Annotated in this window: 11 protein-coding genes; 3 read left to right on the top strand and 8 right to left on the bottom strand. The window is 43.5% G+C overall.

Annotation, left to right across the window (positions count from 1 at the left end; genetic code table 11):
• Positions 1-289: 289 nt before the first annotated feature.
• Entirely contained in the window at positions 290-3,931 is a 3,642-nt protein-coding gene (gene cobN, locus IM456_RS11505; RefSeq protein WP_149986340.1) for a cobaltochelatase subunit CobN, read from the bottom strand.
• Between the two features lie 492 nt (positions 3,932-4,423).
• Here cobN and IM456_RS11500 point away from each other — a divergent pair, with 492 nt between their 5' ends.
• Positions 4,424-6,625 (top strand): hybrid sensor histidine kinase/response regulator, encoded by a 2,202-nt coding sequence (locus IM456_RS11500; RefSeq protein WP_149986339.1) that lies wholly within the window; start codon positions 4,424-4,426, stop codon positions 6,623-6,625.
• Between the two features lie 172 nt (positions 6,626-6,797).
• Here the strand turns inward: IM456_RS11500 and IM456_RS11495 are convergent, their stop codons facing one another.
• From IM456_RS11495 to IM456_RS11485, 3 genes are all read right to left on the bottom strand, one after another.
• The gene (locus tag IM456_RS11495; protein WP_004162778.1) at positions 6,798-6,914 is read right to left on the bottom strand and encodes a photosystem I reaction center subunit VIII; all 117 of its coding nucleotides are present in this window, start codon (positions 6,912-6,914) and stop codon (positions 6,798-6,800) included.
• A gap of 56 nt (positions 6,915-6,970) precedes the next feature.
• A complete protein-coding gene (locus IM456_RS11490) occupies positions 6,971-7,453 on the bottom strand; it encodes a photosystem I reaction center protein subunit XI (protein WP_061432019.1) in 483 nt (160 codons plus the stop codon).
• Between the two features lie 279 nt (positions 7,454-7,732).
• Complete coding sequence (locus IM456_RS11485) at positions 7,733-8,143, bottom strand: universal stress protein (protein WP_045361308.1); 411 nt, start codon at positions 8,141-8,143, stop codon at positions 7,733-7,735.
• A 163-nt stretch (positions 8,144-8,306) separates the two neighbouring features.
• Here IM456_RS11485 and IM456_RS11480 point away from each other — a divergent pair, with 163 nt between their 5' ends.
• A complete protein-coding gene (locus IM456_RS11480; protein ID WP_287691375.1) occupies positions 8,307-9,515 on the top strand; it encodes a phosphoglycerate kinase in 1,209 nt (402 codons plus the stop codon).
• Positions 9,516-9,647: 132 nt separating this feature from the next.
• Here the strand turns inward: IM456_RS11480 and IM456_RS11475 are convergent, their stop codons facing one another.
• The 4 genes from IM456_RS11475 to IM456_RS11460 all read right to left on the bottom strand — a co-directional run bounded on the left by IM456_RS11475 (position 9,648) and on the right by IM456_RS11460 (position 15,039).
• Complete coding sequence (locus IM456_RS11475; RefSeq protein ID WP_287691373.1) at positions 9,648-10,232, bottom strand: Uma2 family endonuclease; 585 nt, start codon at positions 10,230-10,232, stop codon at positions 9,648-9,650.
• A gap of 260 nt (positions 10,233-10,492) precedes the next feature.
• Positions 10,493-11,848 carry a glucose-6-phosphate dehydrogenase assembly protein OpcA gene (opcA, locus tag IM456_RS11470; RefSeq protein WP_287691372.1) on the bottom strand — a complete coding sequence of 452 codons (1,356 nt, stop codon included), beginning with the start codon at positions 11,846-11,848 and terminating at the stop codon, positions 10,493-10,495.
• Between the two features lie 126 nt (positions 11,849-11,974).
• Entirely contained in the window at positions 11,975-13,504 is a 1,530-nt protein-coding gene (gene zwf, locus IM456_RS11465; RefSeq protein ID WP_287691371.1) for a glucose-6-phosphate dehydrogenase, read from the bottom strand.
• Between the two features lie 344 nt (positions 13,505-13,848).
• Complete coding sequence (locus IM456_RS11460) at positions 13,849-15,039, bottom strand: DUF3747 domain-containing protein (RefSeq protein ID WP_149986335.1); 1,191 nt, start codon at positions 15,037-15,039, stop codon at positions 13,849-13,851.
• 458 nt (positions 15,040-15,497) lie between these two features.
• On the opposite strand from IM456_RS11460, the gene IM456_RS11455 reads away from it, so the two are divergent.
• Complete coding sequence (locus tag IM456_RS11455) at positions 15,498-21,635, top strand: translocation/assembly module TamB domain-containing protein (RefSeq protein WP_287691369.1); 6,138 nt, start codon at positions 15,498-15,500, stop codon at positions 21,633-21,635.
• The last annotated feature ends 105 nt before the right edge of the window (positions 21,636-21,740 follow it).

Raw genomic sequence — 21,740 nt, 5'->3', positions numbered from 1 at the left:
CCCTTATAGAAACAGACATTACCGCAATTTTTGTCAATTGTTTGCGATCTGGAGCGAACTAATCAATTAAATCTCTTGCCAGATAAGGATTTAGTCGATTTATGCCCCCATATCGAACCATACCAAGTAACGAAGAGCCAAAAATGAGAAAAATAGGCATAAAATTGCATAAAATCCTTAGATAGAGCATTTAATTGATTAATGCTCATTCTTAATTCTCCTGACTACTGACTACTGGCTACTGACTCCTCACCTAAGGTCAGATTTTTGATTTTTACAAGAGGTCTAATTACTGACCCGATTCGATCGCTCCTTCGGCCTCATGGACAATTGCCCTCAATCGATCTAAAGTTTTCTGGTCCACCTGGGTCCATAATCCCCGTTGTTGAGCTTCTAATAATCTTTCGGCCATATCTCGCAATGCCCAGGGGTTTTTCTCCTGAATAAATTGTTGTACCTTGTCGTCAAATAAATAAGCTTCGGCTACTCCCTGATAAATAAAATCCTCCACTAGGTGAGTAGTGGCAGAGTAGGCAAAAATATAATCTACGGTCGCGGCCATCTCGAAAGCGCCTTTATAGCCGTGTCGCATCACTCCCGCTATCCATTTGGGATTAACCACTCGCGAGCGGTAAACGCGGCGAATTTCTTCCTCTAGGGTTCTGATGCGGGGATTTTCCGGACGGGAATGATCACCAAAATAGGTGACGGGATTTTTGCCGGTTAAAGCCCGGACACTGGCAGTTAAGCCGCCTTGAAATTGATAGTAGTCATCGGAGTCGAAAATATCGTGTTCCCGATTGTCCTGATTGTGCAGCACTATCTCTAATTCTTGCAGTCTATTTCTCAATACTTCCGGTAAAGAATGGGCAGTTCCTTGACTATCATAGGCATAACAACTCCAGTTAATATAAGCATTAGCTAAGTCTTGATCATTTTGCCAGTTTTGTGACTCGATTAACCCCTGTAAACCGGCCCCGTAAGCACCAGGTTTGCAGCCAAAGATTCTGGCAGTAGCTCTCAGTTTCGCCTCTTTTTCTCCTAAGCCCTGACTTAGCCAAAACTCCCTCTCTGTCTTCACTTTCGCCGCTAAAGGATTAATTTTTTCCTCTTCCTCTTGACAAGCTACCGCATTTATGCAAGAATTAAGAAGATGTAGTATGCTGGGGAAACTGTCCCTAAAAAAGCCCGATACCCGAACAGTCACATCAATGCGAGGACGGCCTAAGCTAGACGGGGTAAGGATTTCAAACCCGACTACCCGACGGAAAAAACCATCCCAAAGGGGACGAATTCCCAGTAAAGCCATGGCTTCGGCCACATCTTCGCCACTATTTCTCATCGTCGAAGTTCCCCAGATAGAAATCGCCAAAGTGCGGGGATATTCGCCATTTTCTTGGGTATAACGTTCAATTAGTGCCTCTGCAGCCTTTCTTCCCACTTCCCACGCGGTTTCTGTGGGGATTGCGCGGGTATCGACAGAATAGAAATTTCTGCCGGTGGGGAGAACATCGGGACGGCCGCGGGTAGGAGCGCCAGAAGCGCCACTGGGGACGTATTGGCCAGTGAGACCTTTTAAGAGATAGGTAAGTTCATCGGGGGTTTGTTTTAAAGCAGGAATTAACTGATTTTCTAGCCAAACCAATTCTTTTGCCGTATTTTCGCCTAGAGGTTCAATTTTCTGGCTAATTAAATCCTGAGCGAGACTTTCCAGATAGGTAGTAGTATCGTTATATTCCGTCAGGGGGTCGCAGTCGAGATGGAGGTCAAGGGCGATCGAACGGGTTAAACCGGGGCGGTCAGGACTAGGAGAACGAGCGATCGATTGGATTAAATCAATTAACTGCTGACCCTGGGGACATTGACCGAAGATATGTAAACCGTCGCGGATTTGTGCTTCCTTGAGTTCACAGAGATAACCATCCACGAGGGTGAGAAATTGACTAAAGGAGGCGCTGGTCGCAACGCGCTCGCTACGCGAGATCGTGCCTAGCTCTCGATCGAGATTAGTTTTCGCCACCAGATCGTTAATCCGCTCGCGAATCAGAGCTAAACGAGAAGGATCAAGAGATTCTGCTTGATAATATTCATCGATGAGGGACTCTAACTTTTCCCAATCCCCATACAATTCCGCTCGCGTCATCGGGGGAGTGAGATGGTCGATGATAACAGCTTGGGAACGTCTTTTAGCGCTGGAACCTTCCCCGGGGTCATTGACAATAAAAGGATAAAAATTCGGCAGCGACGAGAAAGCGATTTCGGGATAACAATGGGGAGAAAGAGCGAGACTCTTCCCGGGTAGCCATTCTAAATTGCCGTGTTTACCGAGATTAATCACAGCAGTGACTTGGAATTCCTGTCGTAACCAATGGTAAAAAGCGAGATAGCTGTGGGTAGGTTCCAGGTCGGGGGAATGATAATTAAGAGTCGGGTCAAGGTCATAACCGCGAGAAGGTTGAATACCGATAAAGACATTACCTAACTGGATGCCGGGGATAGGAAAATCCTTGTCTGGATATCCCCAACGGTCAAGCAGAGCGCTTTGATTATCGGGGGGAAGGGAGGAGAAATAATCTAGATATGCTGACCGGGAGAGAGATTGATAGATAGGTTTTAATTCCCTTGTCTCCAAGTCATTAGTGATACCGGAAATAAGCAATCGCATTAATTCGTCGCTATGGTCGGGGAGGTCGGTGAGGGTATAACCTTGGGTTTGTAATGCGCGAAGAATTTCCAGACCACTAGCGGGGGTATCTAAACCGACTCCGTTAGCGATACGACCATCCTTATTGGGATAGTTGGGGAAAATGAGGGCAATTTTTTTCTGGGAGTTGGGAAGGGAGGAGAGTTGACAATAGTTTGCGGTTAAATCAGCGACAAAATCAACCCGGTGGGGGAGGGGTTGATAGATAACTATTTCCGTTTCTAGTTTGGGATGTCGGGTGAGGACAGATTTAAAGGAAATAGCGCGGGTGATAATTTTGCCATCCATTTCCGGTAAAGCGATATTCATGGCCACATCCCGGGGGGAAAGACCTTGATAACCCTGTTGATAAGCTTCTAAACTGCTGCTGCTGAGGATAACTTGGAAGATGGGTTTATTGAGGGACTGCCAGAAGTGATGATTTTGTTTGTCTTCCGGTCGTTGGATAGAGAAGCTAGTGGTGTCGAGAATTAGGTCTGGGGGATGGTGGGAAAAGAGGGTTAATAGTTCCTCTTGCACTTCAATTTCCCGCAGAGAGGAGAGAAAGATAGGGACAGTTTCCATATTTCTTTGGGTGAAAGCGCTGATTAAAGCATCGATAGCTTTGGTATTACCCGCGAGATAATGGGAACGATAGAAAAGTATCCAAGTCCGTGCTTGGGGTTGGGATAGGGTTGTCTGGGAATAGATTCCCAACCGAGGGACAACCCTAGGAGGAAAAGGGGGATAGTCGAGATGGAGACAGGTATGCGCGATAAATTTAGCAGCATTAATCCAGTTATCTATCCCTGCTTCCGTGAAATAGCACCATAACTGATTAACAGTAGTCAGGGAAGCAGTGGAATGACTCATCAACTCTAAATCCGGTTTATCCTCTCCCGGGAGGACAAATAAAGTCGCACCGGTGTCCTCGACAATTTCCTTAACTACTTCCAATCCGTAGGACCAACTCCCACGTCCCCCCAATAAGCGAAGAATAATCACTCTTGCTTGGGATAGTACCTTGTCCCCATAGTTATCGATACTGTATTGCTGCTGTAACTGCGATAAATTCAGGGCGCGAATTGCGGGAAAATTATCGGGTAGATGGTCGATAGCTGCCGCTAGAGTTTGAATATCGGTATCGGCCATGGTGAGGAGAACAATCGGGGCCGGATTTTGGTCAATAATAATCACCCCTTCGGTATCTGCTGTCCAACCACCCGCTTGGGGAGCAATTCGGTGCATAAGTTTTGAGAGTCAGGTTAAATAATGATTAGGTTTTGAGAATCAGGGTCTCGATCGAGGGATCATTCTTAGGTAGATAGAGATGATTATATCTGTCTGCGGCAATTTAAAGAACAGGCAATAGGGATTAGGGAATAGTAGGGGATAGGGATTAAGAAAACTTCACCAAAACCCAAACCCCCATCCCCTTACTGATGACTGGGGTGTGGGGAAGTGGGAAGTGGGAAGTGGGAAGTGGGAAGTGGGAAGTGGGAAGTGGGGGAATTTCAACTAAAACCCTAAAACCCCAAAACCCTAAAACCCTAAAACCCTAAAACCCCAAAACCCTATCATCCTAAAACCCTATCACCCTAAAACCCTAAAACCCCAAAACCCTATCACCCTATCACCCTATCACCCTATCTCCTCCTGCCTCCTGCCTCCTGCCTTCTGATAACTGATAACTGATAACTGATAACTGATAACTGATAACTGATAACTGATAACTGATAAATGAATGCTGCTCCCGCTTATGTTTGCTGTCAAGTGTTGTCATCTACTCACCTCGAACAAATTCGTTCTTGGTGGGGACAGTTGGCAATACAGGTGACAGCACCGAGGATTAGTCTAAGTGAAAGAGAGCTGCCCCTAAAGACGGGGGAAATCTATCAACTCTTGCTTTCCACTGACCTACAAGCTTTATTGTTAGCCAGTCCCCAAGGGCATAATTTTCAGTACGAAGTCCGCATTAGTTTTGAAGCGAACACGATTAAAAATTTTCTGCAAGGACTGGCTGTCAAGTCTCTCCACAACCCAAAAATTCAGCAGGGTTATCAAATTTTAAATCTGCCTCTATCCATTAATGTCAGCAGTTTTCAAAATAAAATTTTAGTCAAAATTCTCTCGATAATTTCTTCTCCGTCTGCTGATAGAGATTGTTCCCGCATCTTCTCCGTTTGTCAACCGGTAGAAGCTGCCCTATCCCAACAAATCCAACAGGAAAGATTATTAAACCAAGTCATCACCCAAATGCGTCAGAGTCTGGAGTTACCGGTGATTCTGGAAACCGTAGTCAGGGAAGCGCGAGAGTTTCTGCAAGTGGACCGATTGTTAATTTATCAATTTTTCCCCAGTACTGGTGAGGTAAAGGGAAAAATAACTTCCGAGTCGCGCATTTCTGACCAGATAAATTCGGTGTTAAATTTAACCCCCGAAGACGATTGTTTTTCCTATATTCCCCAATACAAAGAAAAGTACCGTCAAGGATTAATTCTGTCCGTAGATGATGTGGATGCTAACTATTCTTCTTCCTTCTGTTTGTCCGAATTTTTGCGACAACACCAAGTGCAATCAAAATTAATCGCCCCGATTGTGGTACAAGAAGAATTGTGGGGTTTATTAATTGCCCATCAATGTCAAGAAAAACGCCAATGGTTGCCGCAAGAAAAGAAATTTTTAGGTCAGATTGGTGAACATCTCGCCATCGCTATCTATCAAGCGCAATTATATTCTCAAGTACAGGAACAAAAAGATATTTTTGAACGCCGGGTAATAGAAAGAACCCAAGAATTACAAGATACTTTAATGGCTGCGGAAGCCGCTAACCTCTGCAAAAGTGAATTTTTAAATAATATTAGTCATGAGTTATTAACTCCCCTAACTTGTATTATCGGTTTGTCCAGTACCCTGCAAAAATGCTCGGCAGCCAATAATTTTTTACCCCCCGACAAACAAAAAAACTATCTAAAAGTTATTCAGGATAACGGCAATAAACTATTAGAATTAATCAATGACTTGCTTAATTTCTCGCAACTTTCGGCGGGGAAAGCTGTTTTAGATATTAAACAATTTTCGCTAAAATATCTCTGTAATCATGTTTTAGAAATCATTAAAACAGAGGCAGAAACTAAAGAAATTAATCTGATGTTAGAGATGAAAATCACCGAAAAAGAGCATTATTTTTACGCCGATTATGATCGAGTTCAGCAGATACTTTTATACTTGTTAAAAAATGCCCTGAAATTTACCCCCGAACAGGGTGCTGTCACGCTGAGACTGTGGAAAGAAGGCAGTCAGGTCATTTTTCAGGTAGAGGACACGGGCATCGGCATTCCTGCTCAAAAAATACCGCTTCTGTTTGAAAAATTTACCCAATTGGATGGCTCTCGCAAACGTCGTTATGGTGGTGTGGGATTAGGATTGGCTTTAACTAAACAATTAGTGGAACTCCATCGCGGCACGATCGAGGTAGAATCTTGCTTAGATAAAGGTTCCATCTTTACCGTCCGTTTACCTCAACAAAAGCCCCCCAAATCCCAACCCCAACCCTCGGATAATAATCCCCATTTTAATCACCACAATCCCACTATAGTTTTGATTGAAAGTGACGAAGAAATTGCCAATCTTATTTGTGAGTTATTGATGGTGGCACATTATCAAGTTATTTGGTTAATCGATAGTGTCTCCGCTATCAAAAAAATTGAGATCGTGCAGCCAAGTATTATAATTGTCGATCGAAAAATGCCCGATATATATCATCTCTGTCATCTCTTAAAAAAATCTAGCCAAACTCAAGCCAGTAAAGTGCTAATCTTGAATGATACCCCTGAAATCAGCGTTAATTTTCTCGGTCGTCATGGCATTGACGACTATCTCCTCAAACCCATTCAACCCTCCCTATTGTTGGAAAAAATCCGCTATCTAACCGCTTTATAAGTAGGGTTTGCGGCAAAAAGTTTTTCGGTGCGGGTAGGGTGTGGGGTGTGGGGTGTAGGGTGTAGGGTTTTACCAATTTTCATCTTCTTTTTTCCCCAGAAAATAGAGCTTGAAAACTAACTATTAAATAGCTAATTTTCAAGCTCTTAATTGTAGGAATCCTAGAGCTAAATTAGGATTCACTCTCGATATAGATAAATAACAAACCCATAACCACGGCTGGCATTAACCAACAGACGATCGGGATTAAAATCCAAGGCAGATAAGAAGCTGCGTAGTCACCAGTCATGTCAAACGCTCCTAGTAAAAAAATAAGGAAATGATAACAGGTAGAAAAAGGGTTAATTATTGATTAAAAACCCCGCGCATGATGCCATCAACGACACCAAGATTTTCTAGGAGGAAATAGGCCACAAAAGCACCACCCATACCACCAATAAAGAAACCGGCGGCGAATTGACTCCAACCCTCGGACGATTTCAGAGGATCACCAGTAGCGGCCTTACCTTGGAAAGAGACAAGACCATAACTAGCTAAACAACCCGTAGCCAAGAGAACCATGGCTAAAGCGGGGATTAAGCCGCCGATATTGGCATATTCGGAGTCTCTCAAGGGGCCCAGGACAACCCAGGGACCACCGAGGAAATAACCGTGGGCCATACCCACTTCTAGACCGCGCAGAATCGGAGCTAGACCGGGACGATAGGCAGGTAAGTTACCAATAAAAGCTTTGGTAAAACCAGAAGCGGAAATGGGGGTAGCTAGATGACCAATGAACGGATCATCATTGTAGGGTGTCACCACCTGTTTGTATCCAGTTTCAGCCATTGTGTTTGAGTTCTCCTTTTTCCGATCAACGGGAAAATTGATCATAAAACTTTAAGATTACACTTTAGGCCTAAGAATTACTTCAAGCAACCCCATCGATCGAGTTTTCAAGGGTTGACGGCTGAAACTCTCACAATTCGTTACATTTCTCTCGGGAGACTCCGAGACTCCGAGACTCCGAGCAGGGAGTGGGGAGATGGGGGAGAAAAAAGCTGACGGCTGACGGCTGATAACTCAAATCTGCTCACTGATAACTGATCACTGATCACTGATCACTGATTAAGGGATAATCAACACTGGACAGGGGGCAAGGTTAATAACTTTGGTGGTGACGCTTTCGGAGACACCTTCGCTGGTTAATCCTAAACCGCGACAACCCATAACGATCAGGTCGGCATTAACTTCATCGGCCACATCACAGATGACAAAAGAAGGTATTCCCTCCCTTTCAATCATTTCCGCCTTGATACCAGCTTGAGCGAAAATCGCTTGCGCCGATTGTAACAATCTATCCACCGCTTCGATCGAACTCATCTTATCGTCGGGGGCAATTTCTCCGGTGGGTGTCGTTTCCACCACCGACAACAGCACCAAACGACTGTCAAAGATTTTGACTAATTCGATCACACTACTGGTCGCGTCACGACTTTCGCGGCTGTGGTCGATGGGAAATAAAATCGTCTCAAACATAATTAGCAAGTCTCTCCAATCAAATTTTTCTGGGCAAATCGGTCTTGGAACTGCAAAACTGATCCCCAAATCTGAAATAATCTTTGTCAAAGTAATTGCCGCAAGTAGCGATACCCTGATTTAATCTTTATTGTACGGTAAGCAATCTAGGAGGTTATGGGCTGTGCCAAAAAAAACAGTAGCCAATTTAACAGAAGCTGATTTAGCGGGTAAACGGGTCTTAGTCCGGGTCGATTTTAACGTTCCCATGGACAAAGCCACCGGGGCAATCAGCGATGATACCCGCATTCGGGCGGCACTACCAACCATTGAGGACTTAATCAAAAAAGGGGCTAAGGTTATTTTATGCAGCCACATGGGTCGTCCCGACGGTCAAGTTAAAGAAAATTTGCGTCTGACCCCTGTAGCTAAACGTCTCTCGGAATTATTGGGCCAAGAAGTAATCATGTGTCCCGATTGTATTGGTGAGGGAGTTACGGCAGCGATTAGTCAAATGTCTAACGGTCAAGTGGCCCTTTTGGAAAATCTGCGTTTCCACGGTGAAGAGGAGGCAAATGATCCCGATTTTGCCAAACAATTAGCCGCTAATGCCGATTTATACGTTAATGATGCTTTTGGTACCGCCCACCGCGCCCACGCTTCTACGGAAGGCGTTACCCACTATCTCAGCCCCTCGGTGGCGGGTTATTTAATTGAAAAAGAATTAAACTACCTACAGTCAGCTATTGAAACTCCCCAACGTCCCCTAGCGGCGATTATCGGCGGTTCTAAGGTTTCTAGTAAAATTGGCGTGATCGAAACTCTATTAGAAAAGTGCGATAAACTGCTCATCGGTGGCGGTATGATCTTTACTTTCTACAAGGCCCGCGGTTTAAGTGTTGGTAAGTCTTTGGTGGAAGAAGACAAACTAGAGTTAGCTAAATCCCTAGAGGCAAAAGCTAAAGAAAAAGGGGTGGAATTCCTCCTTCCCACCGATGTGGTCTTAGCGGATAAATTCGATAAGGATGCCGAGTCCCAAATCGTCAAGGTCGAAAATATTCCCGATGGTTGGATGGGATTGGATATTGGACCTGAATCAGTTAAAGTTTTCCAAAAAGCTTTATCTAACTGTAAATCTGTCCTCTGGAATGGCCCCATGGGGGTGTTCGAGTTCGATAAATTTGCGGCAGGTACAGATGCGATCGCTCACACTTTAGCCGATTTAACCGCTACGGGTACAACTACTATTATCGGTGGTGGTGACTCGGTAGCGGCGGTGGAAAAAGTGGGAGTGGCGGAAAAAATGAGCCATATTTCCACCGGTGGCGGTGCTAGTTTGGAATTACTCGAAGGGAAGGTTTTACCCGGTATTGCCGCTCTCGATGAAGCCTAATTATCGCTAATATCTCAGGTTTAAACAAGGTGGGTGTTGCCCCACCTTTTTTTATGAATTAGGGAGTGGGTTTTTAAAGTTGGATTGGGAGTTAATCATACCATGACTTTTGCGGCAAAAATAGTTGAGCCACTAGGATACTTCAATCGCGGTAAAATCGACACGCTGATATAAATCTGTCAGGGATATTTGAAAATCTAGAGAAAACAGAGTTAAAATCGCTTCTTGATCGTGATAATCCCGGAATGCCCAATGATCGCCTCTTTTATGAAACTGTTCTATATAATAACCATATTGATCGATTAAAATATATTCTTCAAAACTATTAAGAGAGCGATAAAATTTAAACTTATCACCCCGATTATAGTCTTGAGTAGATTTTGATAAAACCTCGATAATCACCTGTGGATTGGTAATCGTATCGGTGCGTCCTCTTTCAAGAATTGGTTCTCCCTTAACGATCATAAGATCGGGATAGGTGTACACATTATAGGCGGGTATTGCCAAGCGTAGATCGGTGATAAATATATCATAGGCTTGATTCTGGATAGTTAAGGGAAATCTTCTATAAAAATTTCCCGCAATGCGATTATGGTTAGGAGTTCCCCCAGTCATAATAATAATTTCTCCATCTCGATACTCGTGTCTGTCGGTGGCAGCTTCCTCTAGTTGAAAGTATTCTGCGACTGTGTAGCGTTTCTCAGTGGTTGCGACCATATTGACCCCTTGAAAGCAAAGCTCTGTCTTTATAATAACCTGTTTTCACCAAAAGGTAAGTAGCTGGTTATAATTAAATTAAAAATGGATTTTAGGTTAGATCCCCCCTGCCCCCCTTGATAAGGGGGGTGTCTGATAATTTTTAACGCCTACCTACTTATAATTATCGGTTTTAATCAGGTGCTGACTGCTGTATAAATATCGAGAGACCTTGTTAACAAGGTCTCTCCAAAGTGGGTGGGATTATTGTTGCTAATTTGCTAGTCTGGTTGGGATAATTTGAGGATAGAGCTAGTGACTTTCATGCTTTCTTGATAAAGCACGTCCTGGCCCCAACGCTGTAACTGTTTACCTAGGAGAGTTTCTGTTTTTTGGTCTTCCAGATGGGACACTTGTTCAACCCGGCAAGATTGGGCCCCTCCCGAAGCTTCCATCCGCATACAGCCGGTAGTTCCCGAACAAATTACCGTGCAACAATCGGCCTGAAGATTAGTAGAAGTGAGTTTAATACTAATCAGATCCCCTTGTATCTCACCCCAATCGGCCACGGGAATACCGGCTAATTCCGCCTCAATTAAACGCTGGTCCTGACCGAGGAAGCTAATCCGATGAATAGCGTAATCTCCCGACCGGTGACTATATCCCACCGGTCGCCATTGTAACCGGCTGGCCATCCAACCGAGGAACATAAAAGCTTGGCAAGGATTGCCCTTTTCGTAATCAATAGTGATGCGATCGACTTCCAGAATAGCATCCCGGCGCTCTGGGGGATCAAAAGCCTCGGCGGTTAGTTCTTGCCAAGGGGCGAGACGACTCCAGTTCAGGTCAGCCAATGGTACATCTGTTGCTAGTAAATCCCCCACTTGCAGCAGTTCCGTTTCCGGTTCCCGAAAAGTGCTGGAATCGACGATAATCGTATCACATTGACTGGCCAGACGCTTAAATAGTCCATATTCCCCATCGGGACTGGCTTTCCACCAGAGAAATTTGGGCAAACTGGGAATAGTTAACTCGGAAATAATGCCGCCAATTCGTTCCAAAGCTTCCGCCGTACCGCTTAAAGTGACGTATTCACAGCAAACTAAAGTGTTCTGACTACGTTTGTTAACGGGACAATAGGCAGAAACGGAGGCTTTTACCCCTTCATCGGCCTCGGCGGTGGGACAGAGGGTAATAATGCGACAGGGATTGGAAGCAGCGATCGCATCTGCCACCCCAATCGCATCCAAATCGGCGGCGTATTGACGATGATTAGCCCCATCCTCGGCGTTTTTTTCCGCTTCCCAGGCTGCCCTTAGGCGGGTGACAAATTCATCGCTAGAAAGCCCGGTTACTTCTAGTTCTAGGTCTTTCTGGGCGACTTTGATGGCGGCGTGAGTCCGCGGACCGGCAATACCATCAATCGGGCCGGTGTAATAGCCGAGAAGGGTTAACAATTCCTGTACCGCATCGGGTTCATAGACAATAAAGCTAAAGGTGGTGGCCCGAGTGGCGGCCATACCATCCTCATTATTATTATAGGATTGCCAGATATCGCGCAGTTCCTGCTCGATCACATCGATGGAAACATCTTTCGGTGCTTGCAGGGAGACAATGGGGGGGCTTTGGGTAGTCATGTCAGTTATCAGTTATCAGTTATCAGTTATCAGTTATCAGTTACCAGTTATCAGATGTGAGTTATCAGTTATCAGATGTGAGTTTTTAGTTTACTGTTTACTGCTCACTGATTACTGTTCACTGTATTAGAGTCGTCGCCAACGACGGCCATCGCGGTTAAGGAGAAATTCCGCTTCTGTGGGTTCCCAGGTACCCGCTTCGTATTGGGGTACGGAGGCGGGATCGGCGGGAGCGTCCCAAGCGGCGAGAGCGGGAGTAACGATGCGCCATGCTTCTTCTACTTCGTCAGAACGGGTAAATAGGGTTTGATCTCCTAGCATAGCGTCTAAAAGTAGGCGATTATAGGCATCAGCGCTGGCAATACCGAAGGAGGAACCATAACTAAAGTCCATTTCTACCGTGCGCGTGCGTAATTCCGACCCCGGCATTTTCGCTTCAAAACGCAGGGCAATACCTTCGTTAGGCTGAATCCGCATACTCAGTACATTTGCATTGGTTTGTTGCGCTGCCGATTGGAAGATTAATAACGGCACATTGCGGAATTGGATGGCAATCTCGGAAACTTTTTTGGGCAGACGTTTACCCGTACGCAGATAGAAGGGGACACCCTGCCAACGCCAGTTATCGACGATTAATTTCATGGCGACGTAGGTGGGAGTGGTGGATTCCGGATTAACCCCCGGTTCTTCCCGATAGCCCGGAATGGGTTTTCCTTTCATCCAACCGGCTTTATACTGGCCGCGGATGGCGGATTTTTCTAGGTTATTAATATCGGCCAGGTGAGTCGCTTGCAGGACTTTGACTTTTTCGCCGCGGATACTATCAGCGTTAATAGCGTTGGGTGCTTCCATCGCCGTTAAGCAGAATAACTGCATCAGGTGATTTTGCACCATATCCCGCAAAGCTCCCGATTTTTCGTAATATCCGGCCCGATCCTCCACTCCCACGGTTTCGGCCACGGTAATCTGGACGTGATCGATAAATTGACGATTCCAGAGGGGTTCAAAGATGGCGTTAGCAAATCGGAACACCAGCAAGTTTTGGACGGTTTCCTTGCCTAAATAGTGGTCAATGCGATAGACTTGGTTCTCCTGACAAACCTCTTGTACGACTCGATTGAGAACTTGGGCAGAACTGAGATCTTTGCCAAAGGGTTTTTCGATCACTAACCGGTGTTTAATCGGGTCTTTCAGCATTCCCGCCGCGCCGAGGTTTTTAAGACCGGGGGGGAAGAAATTAGGAGAAACCGCTAGATAAAAGACTCGATTGCCGCGGGTTCCCCTGATTCCGTCTAATTCTTCCAGAAAGAATTTCATTTTGGCGTAACTTTCCGGATCGTCCATGTTGCCGGGGAAATAGTACAACCCTTGGGCGAAGTCTTGCCAATATTCCTCACTACCAATCCCGTCGGAAAATTCTTCGATGCCTTGGCGCATCTGTTGGCGAAAATAATCATGACTCCACTCTCGGCGCGCTGTACCGACGATGGTTAATTCGGCCGGTAGTCGTCTTTCCCGTTTCAGTTGATAGAGAGCAGGAACCAGTTTTCTTTGGGTTAAGTCTCCCGATGCCCCAAAAATGACTAAGATTAAGGGTTCTGGGGTTCTTTCTTGTCGCAATCCCACTCGGAGAGGATTTTCGAGCAGCTTTACCATAGGATTTTGTCTAGCCGAGGTGCATTATTTTCCAGTCTAGCGGGAATACTCGACGGCATACCTAAAGTAAAAATTAATAACCACAATCAGTAATCAGTAACCAGTAATCAGTAATCAGTAATCAGTCATCGGTCATCGGTCATCGGTCATCAGTCATCAGTAATTGGATAATATCTTTAGGCTTTTTTGAGATCAAAAAGTTCTGGGCATGGGAGTGAGCGGGGGGAAAATTCAGGGAAAAAGTCCCTGAATTTTAGGTAATTGACCACCCAAAAATGGGTGAAACCCCACACCCTACCCCTAGGAAAAACTTTTTGCCGCAAACCCTGATTGAGGAAAAGCCCTTATTTTTTGGCGGTTTTAACACAATCGAGGGTACGGACGATGGCGGCTGCTGCGTAGTTACGACGGGCGGGATCATTTGGTACAAAAGAACTACCCCGTTCGTTCAAGGGAGAGGCCACACCGCAAAATCCTGACATCTGGGTAATTAAACTGGCGGCCCAATGACCGGAAGTATCGGAAAAATTGACGGGGGTTTTAGTTTGGGCTAAATCGGGGGCTTGTTTTTGCTGAGTTTTCAGGTAGGTGGCGGCCTGTTTGAGAATCGCCATCAATTCGGCCCGGGTGATGGGGTCGGTGGGACGGAATTCGCCGTTAGCTTTGCCGGCAACAATACCATTGGCCCGGGCCCATTGGATTTTTTTGGCACTCCAGCGCGTCGCTTCTACGTCGTTAAAACTGCCGCTGCCGGGGGGAATCTCTTCTAGGTTAATTTTGGTGACAGTTCCCATCCCTTCAATAATCATCGAGACGAATTGTTCCCTGGTGACGGGATTTTCGGGGCGGAAGGTGTTATCTTCTTTAAAACCGGCCACTACCCCAAGCGCGATCGCTTTTTCAATCTCAGTTTTATAGATATCGCCGCTAATATCCCCAAAACTGGCCCCGGCAGTGGGGGGAGGAGTGGTTTCGCTGAGGGGAGGTCTGCCGGTGGCTGCGAGAACTTCCGCTTCTTTGCCGCTAAAGTAGAAGTGGCCTAAACTTTTGCCTTGGAAAGTACGACGGCTAAATCTCCAACCCGGTTCGAGGATAATTTTCATAAATCCTGTTTGCATTCCTCGGGTTCTTCCCACCACTAATTCCGGTCTGCGAGCATCCCGGGGAGTTCCCACTAAGTATAATTCGCCATTGCGTTCCACAATACGCAGGATGTAATCTAGCCCAAAATCCCGGCCATCGAGACGGATAGAATAACCATTACTATCGGTGGCGCGGCGACAAATGCCGGTAAAGTCAAAGTTGAGAAGCAGCGGGTCGATCATGACGGGATTTGAGCCGCTTTCGCTCCAACACTTCTGTTTTCCCTGGATTTGTTCCAATACTAGGAGGTCAAATTTATTACCTCCGTAGGGACGAGCGATCGCTACTACCTGGGTCTGCTCGATGTCCTGTTCGTCAAAGTTGGCCGCTGGTGTGGCAGTTATGCCCAAGGTGATTAGGGCGGTTAGGGCGATCGATAATCTGGCTTTCATAATCTTTAATCTATAAGACGATTTTTGCAGTAAAAATAGACGTGCTAATCCCAATATTCTATGACTGAATGCTTCCGGTCGTTGTTCCAGACTGCGCCGGATTGTTGTCTGTCCGCACAACTTTTCTCTCAATCTTCAATTTCCGAACCTATTGATCTGAGCAATATTCTGATGGAACTGGTGGGTTGATCAATATTAATTCGGTTAGCTGTTGAAACTGGGGAGATTTTGGCGAATTGTTGAAAATTTTAGCCAGCCATTCGAGTCTTAGGCTAAGATGGGGAGAGAGGCTTTTAATTGGCCGCAGCCCTTGACTTCCTCACAGGATTTAAGCCCAATAATTGCCTAAAAAATTGCAATTAATCGATTGAGGGCTATCAGTGCTGCGGTGAATTATCATAGTTCATTAGCTCTGGTGAGCCATTGCCCTTTCTTTGGTGTGTGTGAGGTAAACAATTATGAGTAACTCCCCCGGTGATCCTTCTCCTCGTCCTAATCTTTTTCTGAGTATCGGTCGATTTGTCCGCCGGCCTTCTACTTTAATTGTCGGGGGAATTACTCTCCTAGGAATTACCTCCCTTGGCTATTTTACGACTCGTTATTTAGTTTATGAACGTCTAACCCCAATTTTAGACAATATCTTCAGTGAAATGCTGCACAGACCTGTCAGGGTAGGTAAGATAGAAGGCTTTTATTTTAATCGCATTCGTATCGGTAAATCGGAAATTCCAGCTACGGCCAATTCTGCTGATAGTTTATCTATTGATGCGATCGAATTGGGATTAAATCCACTGCCCTTACTTTTAGGTCTGCCGCTGCCGGTTGATGTCAAGTTAATTAATCCCAGTATTTATCTCGATCAGGATAAAAATGGTCAATGGCTCGATAATTTAGAAAAAATAGCTAGTAACTTAGATCGGGAAGCACCCATTAAGTTAAATCTGGGTTTTCAGGTGGAGAAGGCAGCTATTACTATCCAACCCTATGCCCTGAAAAAACCGATAGAAATTAAGGCCGATGGTCAAGGAAGATTTATTGATAATCAAAGGCAGCCTCTCACCTACGATTTTAGCGCAGAAATCCTCAAAAGTCAAGTAAAAATTCAAGGAGAAACGGCGTTAAAAACGGGTGAAAGCCTAACTAATCTTCAGATTGATCGTTTGAACTTAAGTGAACTATTAACTTTAATTCCTAATCGCAATTTTCAATTAAATCAAGGACAAGTAAATGCTAATATTGCTCTCAATATTCCCAGTTGGGCAAAGCTAAATCAAAGTCAAGGTAATGGCAATTTTCAGGTGACGGAAGTAGCGGGAAAATTCCACCCTTTCCCCTATCCAATTAAGCTAACAACTAAGTTAAATTTACAGGGAGATAAAGTATTAGTTGAACAGGCGAACGCAAGTATTGGCAAGATTAAAACTGAGGTGAGAGGAGAAGTAAATTGGCAAACTGGTTATCATCTCAATGTCGCTCTAGAATCAGTGGATTTACAACAGCTTTTAAGAATTATTTATCTGCAATCACCTCTAGATTTACGGGGAGAAGCACGCTCTACTTTTCAAGTGACGGGAAAATTAGATCAACCTCTAATTAAAGGAACCGTTAGCAGCAGCAAACCGATTATTTTTGAGCAAATTCCTATTAAATCAATAACCAGTAATTTTCAAACAAATCTCAATCGTCTTAATTTAGATAAAATTCAAATTAAACCCGTCGCAGGTGGAGAAATTAAAGGGGAAGGAAAATTGCAGTTAAATATTCTGCAATCCCTGCAAAAAAATCAACCTCTTGACGGGACAAAAATGCCGATGAATTTGAATTTAAAAGCGCATTTTCCCACGAGAAAAATTTTATCTCAATTGGCAACAATTTCCGCTAAAATTAATATAAACGATCTGCAAGCTAATATTAAAGCTAAGGGTAGTTTAGGACTGCCACAATTATTAATTAATTGGCAAATACCCACGGTTAATCAGTCAGGATTAATCAATGTTGCCGGGGAGGGGAAAGTATTTTTAGGGGGCAACAAAATAAATTTAACCGATACGGTCATTAAAACAAATGGCGGCAACCTACAGGTTAATGGTAATGGTGATTTTACTAGCAAATTAGTCCAGGCAAAAATCACGGGGAATAACTTTTTATTGACTCCTTTTGTGCCTATTGTTTGTAACTATTTAGATAGTATTTGCCCCTACCTAGAAACCTTAGAACCCTTAAATTTAGAGACAGCTAATATTCAAGTTAGTGGCAAAATTGACCAACTTAATGTTAATACTTTAAACGGAGTTGCCAACTTAGAAATTAGCAGTAAACAAGGCACAATTTTAGTCAATAGTCAAGTATTGCAAGGAAATCTTCAGGCTAACGCTTTCTTAGCGGGATTGCCGATTAATTCCCTATTGCCTAACTTACCAACCCAGGTTAAATTAATACGATCACAGATTAATTTACAAGGTTATTTAGGAGAATTACTAAATAATAAAAATAATATTTTCAGCAGTTGGCAAGGTCAAGGTAATATGCAGTTATTAGTAGATAATAATCCTTTAATTGCCACAGCCAAACTGAATCAAGGTTTCATGACAGGAACAGTTAATACCAGTGGGATTAGTCTTAATCCTCTAGTGGAAAATTTAACAGTTCCCGTCAGTTTAGGCAGAGCAAAAATCAGCTTTGCTGGCAGGATAAATTCTCTGATTAGCGGTACTTTAACGGATTTACAAACTTGGCGCGGAGAGGGAGATATACAGTTATTTGTCAATAATCAATCCCTAAGAACGACAACCCAACTGGAACAAGGTATTTTAAGCGGTATAGTTAATACGGCTGGCATTAACTTAAATCCGTTTTTACCCAATATAAATATTCCTGTTAGTTTAGGAAAAACCCAAGTCAATTTCACTGGTGCAATCAAGGAATTGTTAGCGGGAAAAATCCCTAATTTGTCCACCGTCAATGCTAGGGTAAATACTCGGTTGTTAGTGGATAATAATCCGATTAATACTGATATTCAGTTAAACAACGGTATTTTTAATATTCTCGGTAGCTTAGAGAATTTTCAGACTAATATTCCCATACCGTTGCATATTTCCCAAACCAGGTTTCAAGCAGCAGGAAATGCCCAAACTATTTTCGACTCCCTGCTAGAAAAACGACTCAACTTAAGCAGTATCAAAGCAGTTTTTAACTCTCGTATTAATGTAGCCAAAGGAGAAATTAAAGCTAAGGCACAACTGAATAATAATTTCTGGCAAAGTGATATTATTGCTGCTAATCTCGATCCCGCTGCCGTACTAAGACAATTACCAGCAATAAAATCAATCTCGATTCCAAAATTAGATTTTAGTGCCAATTTAGCGGGAAACATTCAAGAAATTTGGCAGGGAGTAACACCGATTCAGGTTAATAATCTTTCGGCACAGTGGGGAGAAAATAGCTTTAATGTGCGAGGAAATATTCTTTTAGCTAATCTTACCAGTCAACCCGATATCGCTGAGGTTAACTTAAATCTACAGGCAAAAACCGACCTTGCTGCTGTACCGCTAACTCAGATTATATCGCTTTTACCGATTGATTCTAACCTAAAACCCAAAGAATCGACACTAACAGGGATCGGAGAATTTCAAGGACAAATCACAGGAAAAAATCTCTTAAGTGCTTGGCAAAAAGTGGGAAATATACGAATCAAAGGAGATATAAATTTAGCTAACTTTAGCATTAATGAGCGACTCTTTGAACCCCTACTAAAAGGAAAAATTCAAGCAGGAATCGGTCAAAGTATTAGTTTAAATATGCGGGGAAATCAGGACATTATTGACCTAACTTTCGATCCTTGTCAACAAAATAATTGTCTGCTGCCCTATCTTCCCTTAGGGATAAATATCCGCCAAGCTTTTGGAAATAAAACTCCTTTTTTAGCAACAGCTAAACGAAGCGGAGAAAATTTAAATGTTCAGATTGCCAATTTTCCCCTAGAAATCCTGAAAATATCTCCCACGGCAGCCTACAATATTCCGGGGATTATTGCTGGACAAGTGAATGCTAATCTAGACATCAATTTATTTAACCTACAGGGTGAGGGACAACTAGAGATTAATCAACCTAGTTTAGGTAACTTAATCGGGGAAAAATTAACGGCAAATTTGGTTTATCGGGATTCTATAGTTCAACTGCAAGAAGGTAGTTTACAAGCGGGTGCAAGTCAATATAATCTGCAAGGTTTATTTAATTGGCAAACCCAAGCAATAGAAGCTAAACTCAGGGTAGATCAAGGTTATATTCAAGATTTATTATCAGTTGCTAGTATCTATGATTTAACCAGTTTAATCACCCTTTTCTCCTCCGAGAATAACCAGGCTATTCAACTTAGTCCCCTAGAAGTAGGTAATCCCGAAGCTTCCCTAGCACAACAGGTAAATTTGCGGGCAAAAATTGAAGAAATAATCCAGCAATTAGCAGGGGAAAGAGGGGTGGTCGGGATACCTTCTGAACTAGATTTTCGCGGCCGTTATCAGGCAAATATAGCCTTAACCGGGACTTTAAAAAATCCCGATCTTAGCGTACAATTTCAGGGCAATAGATGGGAATGGCGACCCCAAAGACCGACAGTAAATATTGTTAACCCTCTCGGAATTGTCACCACCGATACCCAATTAATTCCGATTGATGAAGTAACAATTAATCTTAACTTAAATCGTCAGTTGCTCAGGATAGAACCGATTAGATTAAAATCACGGGATTCTTCCGTATTTTTAGCGGGTGATTTTTCCCTAAACAAAGTAGAGGGAACTTTTGCCGTGGAAAATCTTTCTCTGGATATCTTGAGAAATTTTGTGCAGTTTCCCTTGGATGTATCCGGTAGTCTAAAAACTCAAGGACAAATTGCAGGAACCTTATTAAATCCTCGTATTCAGGGTAATTTTGCCTTTATTGATGGTGCAATTAATGCCCAAAATATTAATCAAGATGTAATTGGTTTATTTACCTATAATCAGTATCGTTTTGATTTGCGAACAACCTCCTCCGAATCAATCCAAATCTATGCCAGCATTCCCTATCCTCCCTTACCGGGTAATGATCAATTAAAAATCCAAGCAAAATTGGGAACCGATGCAATCAAATTAATTGAAGCTATCAGTCAAAACGCCATCGAATGGGTTAACGGTGAGGGAGAGGTAGTTCTTTCAGCGACGGGAAGATTAGATATAAAAGAGGGTTTAAAAATCAAAGATTTAGAAGCAAATGGTATAGTTACTCTCGATAATGCCGCTATCCGCAGTGTTGCTTTTCCAGAGATTTTAACCGTAAATGGCCGCATTGGTTTAACCCCTGAAAGCTTAACAGTAGAGGAATTACAAGGCTCGATCGCTGACAGACAAATTTCTGTGGTGGGAGTTTTACCTTTCTTTCAAGCCATCAAAAATAATCCTAATCCCTTAACAGTTAATATTCAAGAAGGAGATATAGCAATTAATGGTCTTTATCGGGGATTAATTGCTGGGAATGCCATGGTAACGGGAACAATTCAGCAACCAATTATCGGGGGGAATGTGCGTCTTTCTAGGGGTAAAGTTTTTCTTCCTCGCACCGCAGAAATTAATCAAGAAACGGATAAACCAGTGAGTCGCTGGCTGCAGCCTCTCAACATTCCTCAGACGACCAATATTACTCCAGTTTTAAATAATTTCCAAGTGTCTTTAGCGGGATTATCAATTGAACAAGAACCTTTGTATCAATTTGATTTTAGTGGTGCTTTAACCTTGAACGGTCCGCTCACTCCACTGGAGAAATTACAAACCAATGGAGTGATTAATCTCGATCGAGGACGGGTTAGTTACATCGATACTCGTTTTCTTCTTAACCGACGCAATCAAAATGTTATTGTTTTCGATTCTAGTCGCGGGTTGGGACTTTTTAATCCCTTTGTTGATATTCAACTGCGAACAATTCTCAGCGAATTTTCTCAATCTCGCGATTTTGCTATCTCCCGTCCGGGGGGGGATTTTCCTAGTAATGAAATTCCCGATGATAGCCTCAATCGCATTCAACGGATCGATGTCACCCTCAGCGTCGAAGGGGAATTAAACCGCTTGCTACCAAATTTAGGCCGTAATATCAATGAAGTGTGCCAAATTCGTCCCGATAGTCCACCTTTTCCCCTAGAGGAAAACTATACAGATACAGAATTACAAAAAGCTGCTAATTGTTTACAAGCATTGGCTTTTGCTAGAGGTGAAGATGAGGGATTGCTTAATACTCCCCTAGTTAAATTAACCAGCACTCCCCCCCGCAGCCAAGGGGAAATCGTTCGACTTTTGGGGGAACAATTGCTGTCGGTTTTTAATGGTTTACAGGGGAAAAATACGGAACAATTAATTCAGTTTGGAGTGGTTCAGTTGGCGATTCCCCTCTTAGCCCAAGGAGTCGTGTATGATGTGGAGAATGCGGTTAGTAATGCGATCGGGGCAACGGATTTTAATATTCTTCCCAATTTGGAAACCGTCTATCGAGTCAATTCCCAGTCTTTTATCCGCTTTTCCTACGATTACAATTTGAATGAGTTTACCGTCCGCTATCAAACTCAATTTTAAAGTAAGATTGAGAGATATAGCAGAACTCAGAAGTTAGGAGACAAGGCAAAATTAGGTTATACTTCATCCTGAGAATCAACCCGATAGGTAGATAGAAAATAAGAA

The organism is Microcystis sp. M079S1, from assembly GCF_020246425.1.
Taxonomy (GTDB): Bacteria; Cyanobacteriota; Cyanobacteriia; order Cyanobacteriales; family Microcystaceae; genus Microcystis; species Microcystis aeruginosa.
Note: the sequence above shows the minus strand (reverse complement) of the source record. Positions and strands in the feature narration are given on the sequence as shown.

What these genes read in the sequence shown, in the direction of transcription:
- IM456_RS11455 (WP_287691369.1), top strand. Translation starts at nt 15,498, where the DNA reads ATGAGTAACTCCCCCGGTGATCCTTCTCCTCGTCCTAATCTTTTTCTG.
- IM456_RS11475 (WP_287691373.1), bottom strand. Translation starts at nt 10,232, where the DNA reads ATGGTCGCAACCACTGAGAAACGCTACACAGTCGCAGAATACTTTCAA.
- opcA (WP_287691372.1), bottom strand. Translation starts at nt 11,848, where the DNA reads ATGACTACCCAAAGCCCCCCCATTGTCTCCCTGCAAGCACCGAAAGAT.
- IM456_RS11500 (WP_149986339.1), top strand. Translation starts at nt 4,424, where the DNA reads ATGAATGCTGCTCCCGCTTATGTTTGCTGTCAAGTGTTGTCATCTACT.
- cobN (WP_149986340.1), bottom strand. Translation starts at nt 3,931, where the DNA reads ATGCACCGAATTGCTCCCCAAGCGGGTGGTTGGACAGCAGATACCGAA.
- IM456_RS11490 (WP_061432019.1), bottom strand. Translation starts at nt 7,453, where the DNA reads ATGGCTGAAACTGGATACAAACAGGTGGTGACACCCTACAATGATGAT.
- IM456_RS11495 (WP_004162778.1), bottom strand. Translation starts at nt 6,914, where the DNA reads ATGACTGGTGACTACGCAGCTTCTTATCTGCCTTGGATTTTAATCCCG.
- IM456_RS11460 (WP_149986335.1), bottom strand. Translation starts at nt 15,039, where the DNA reads ATGAAAGCCAGATTATCGATCGCCCTAACCGCCCTAATCACCTTGGGC.
- zwf (WP_287691371.1), bottom strand. Translation starts at nt 13,504, where the DNA reads ATGGTAAAGCTGCTCGAAAATCCTCTCCGAGTGGGATTGCGACAAGAA.
- IM456_RS11485 (WP_045361308.1), bottom strand. Translation starts at nt 8,143, where the DNA reads ATGTTTGAGACGATTTTATTTCCCATCGACCACAGCCGCGAAAGTCGT.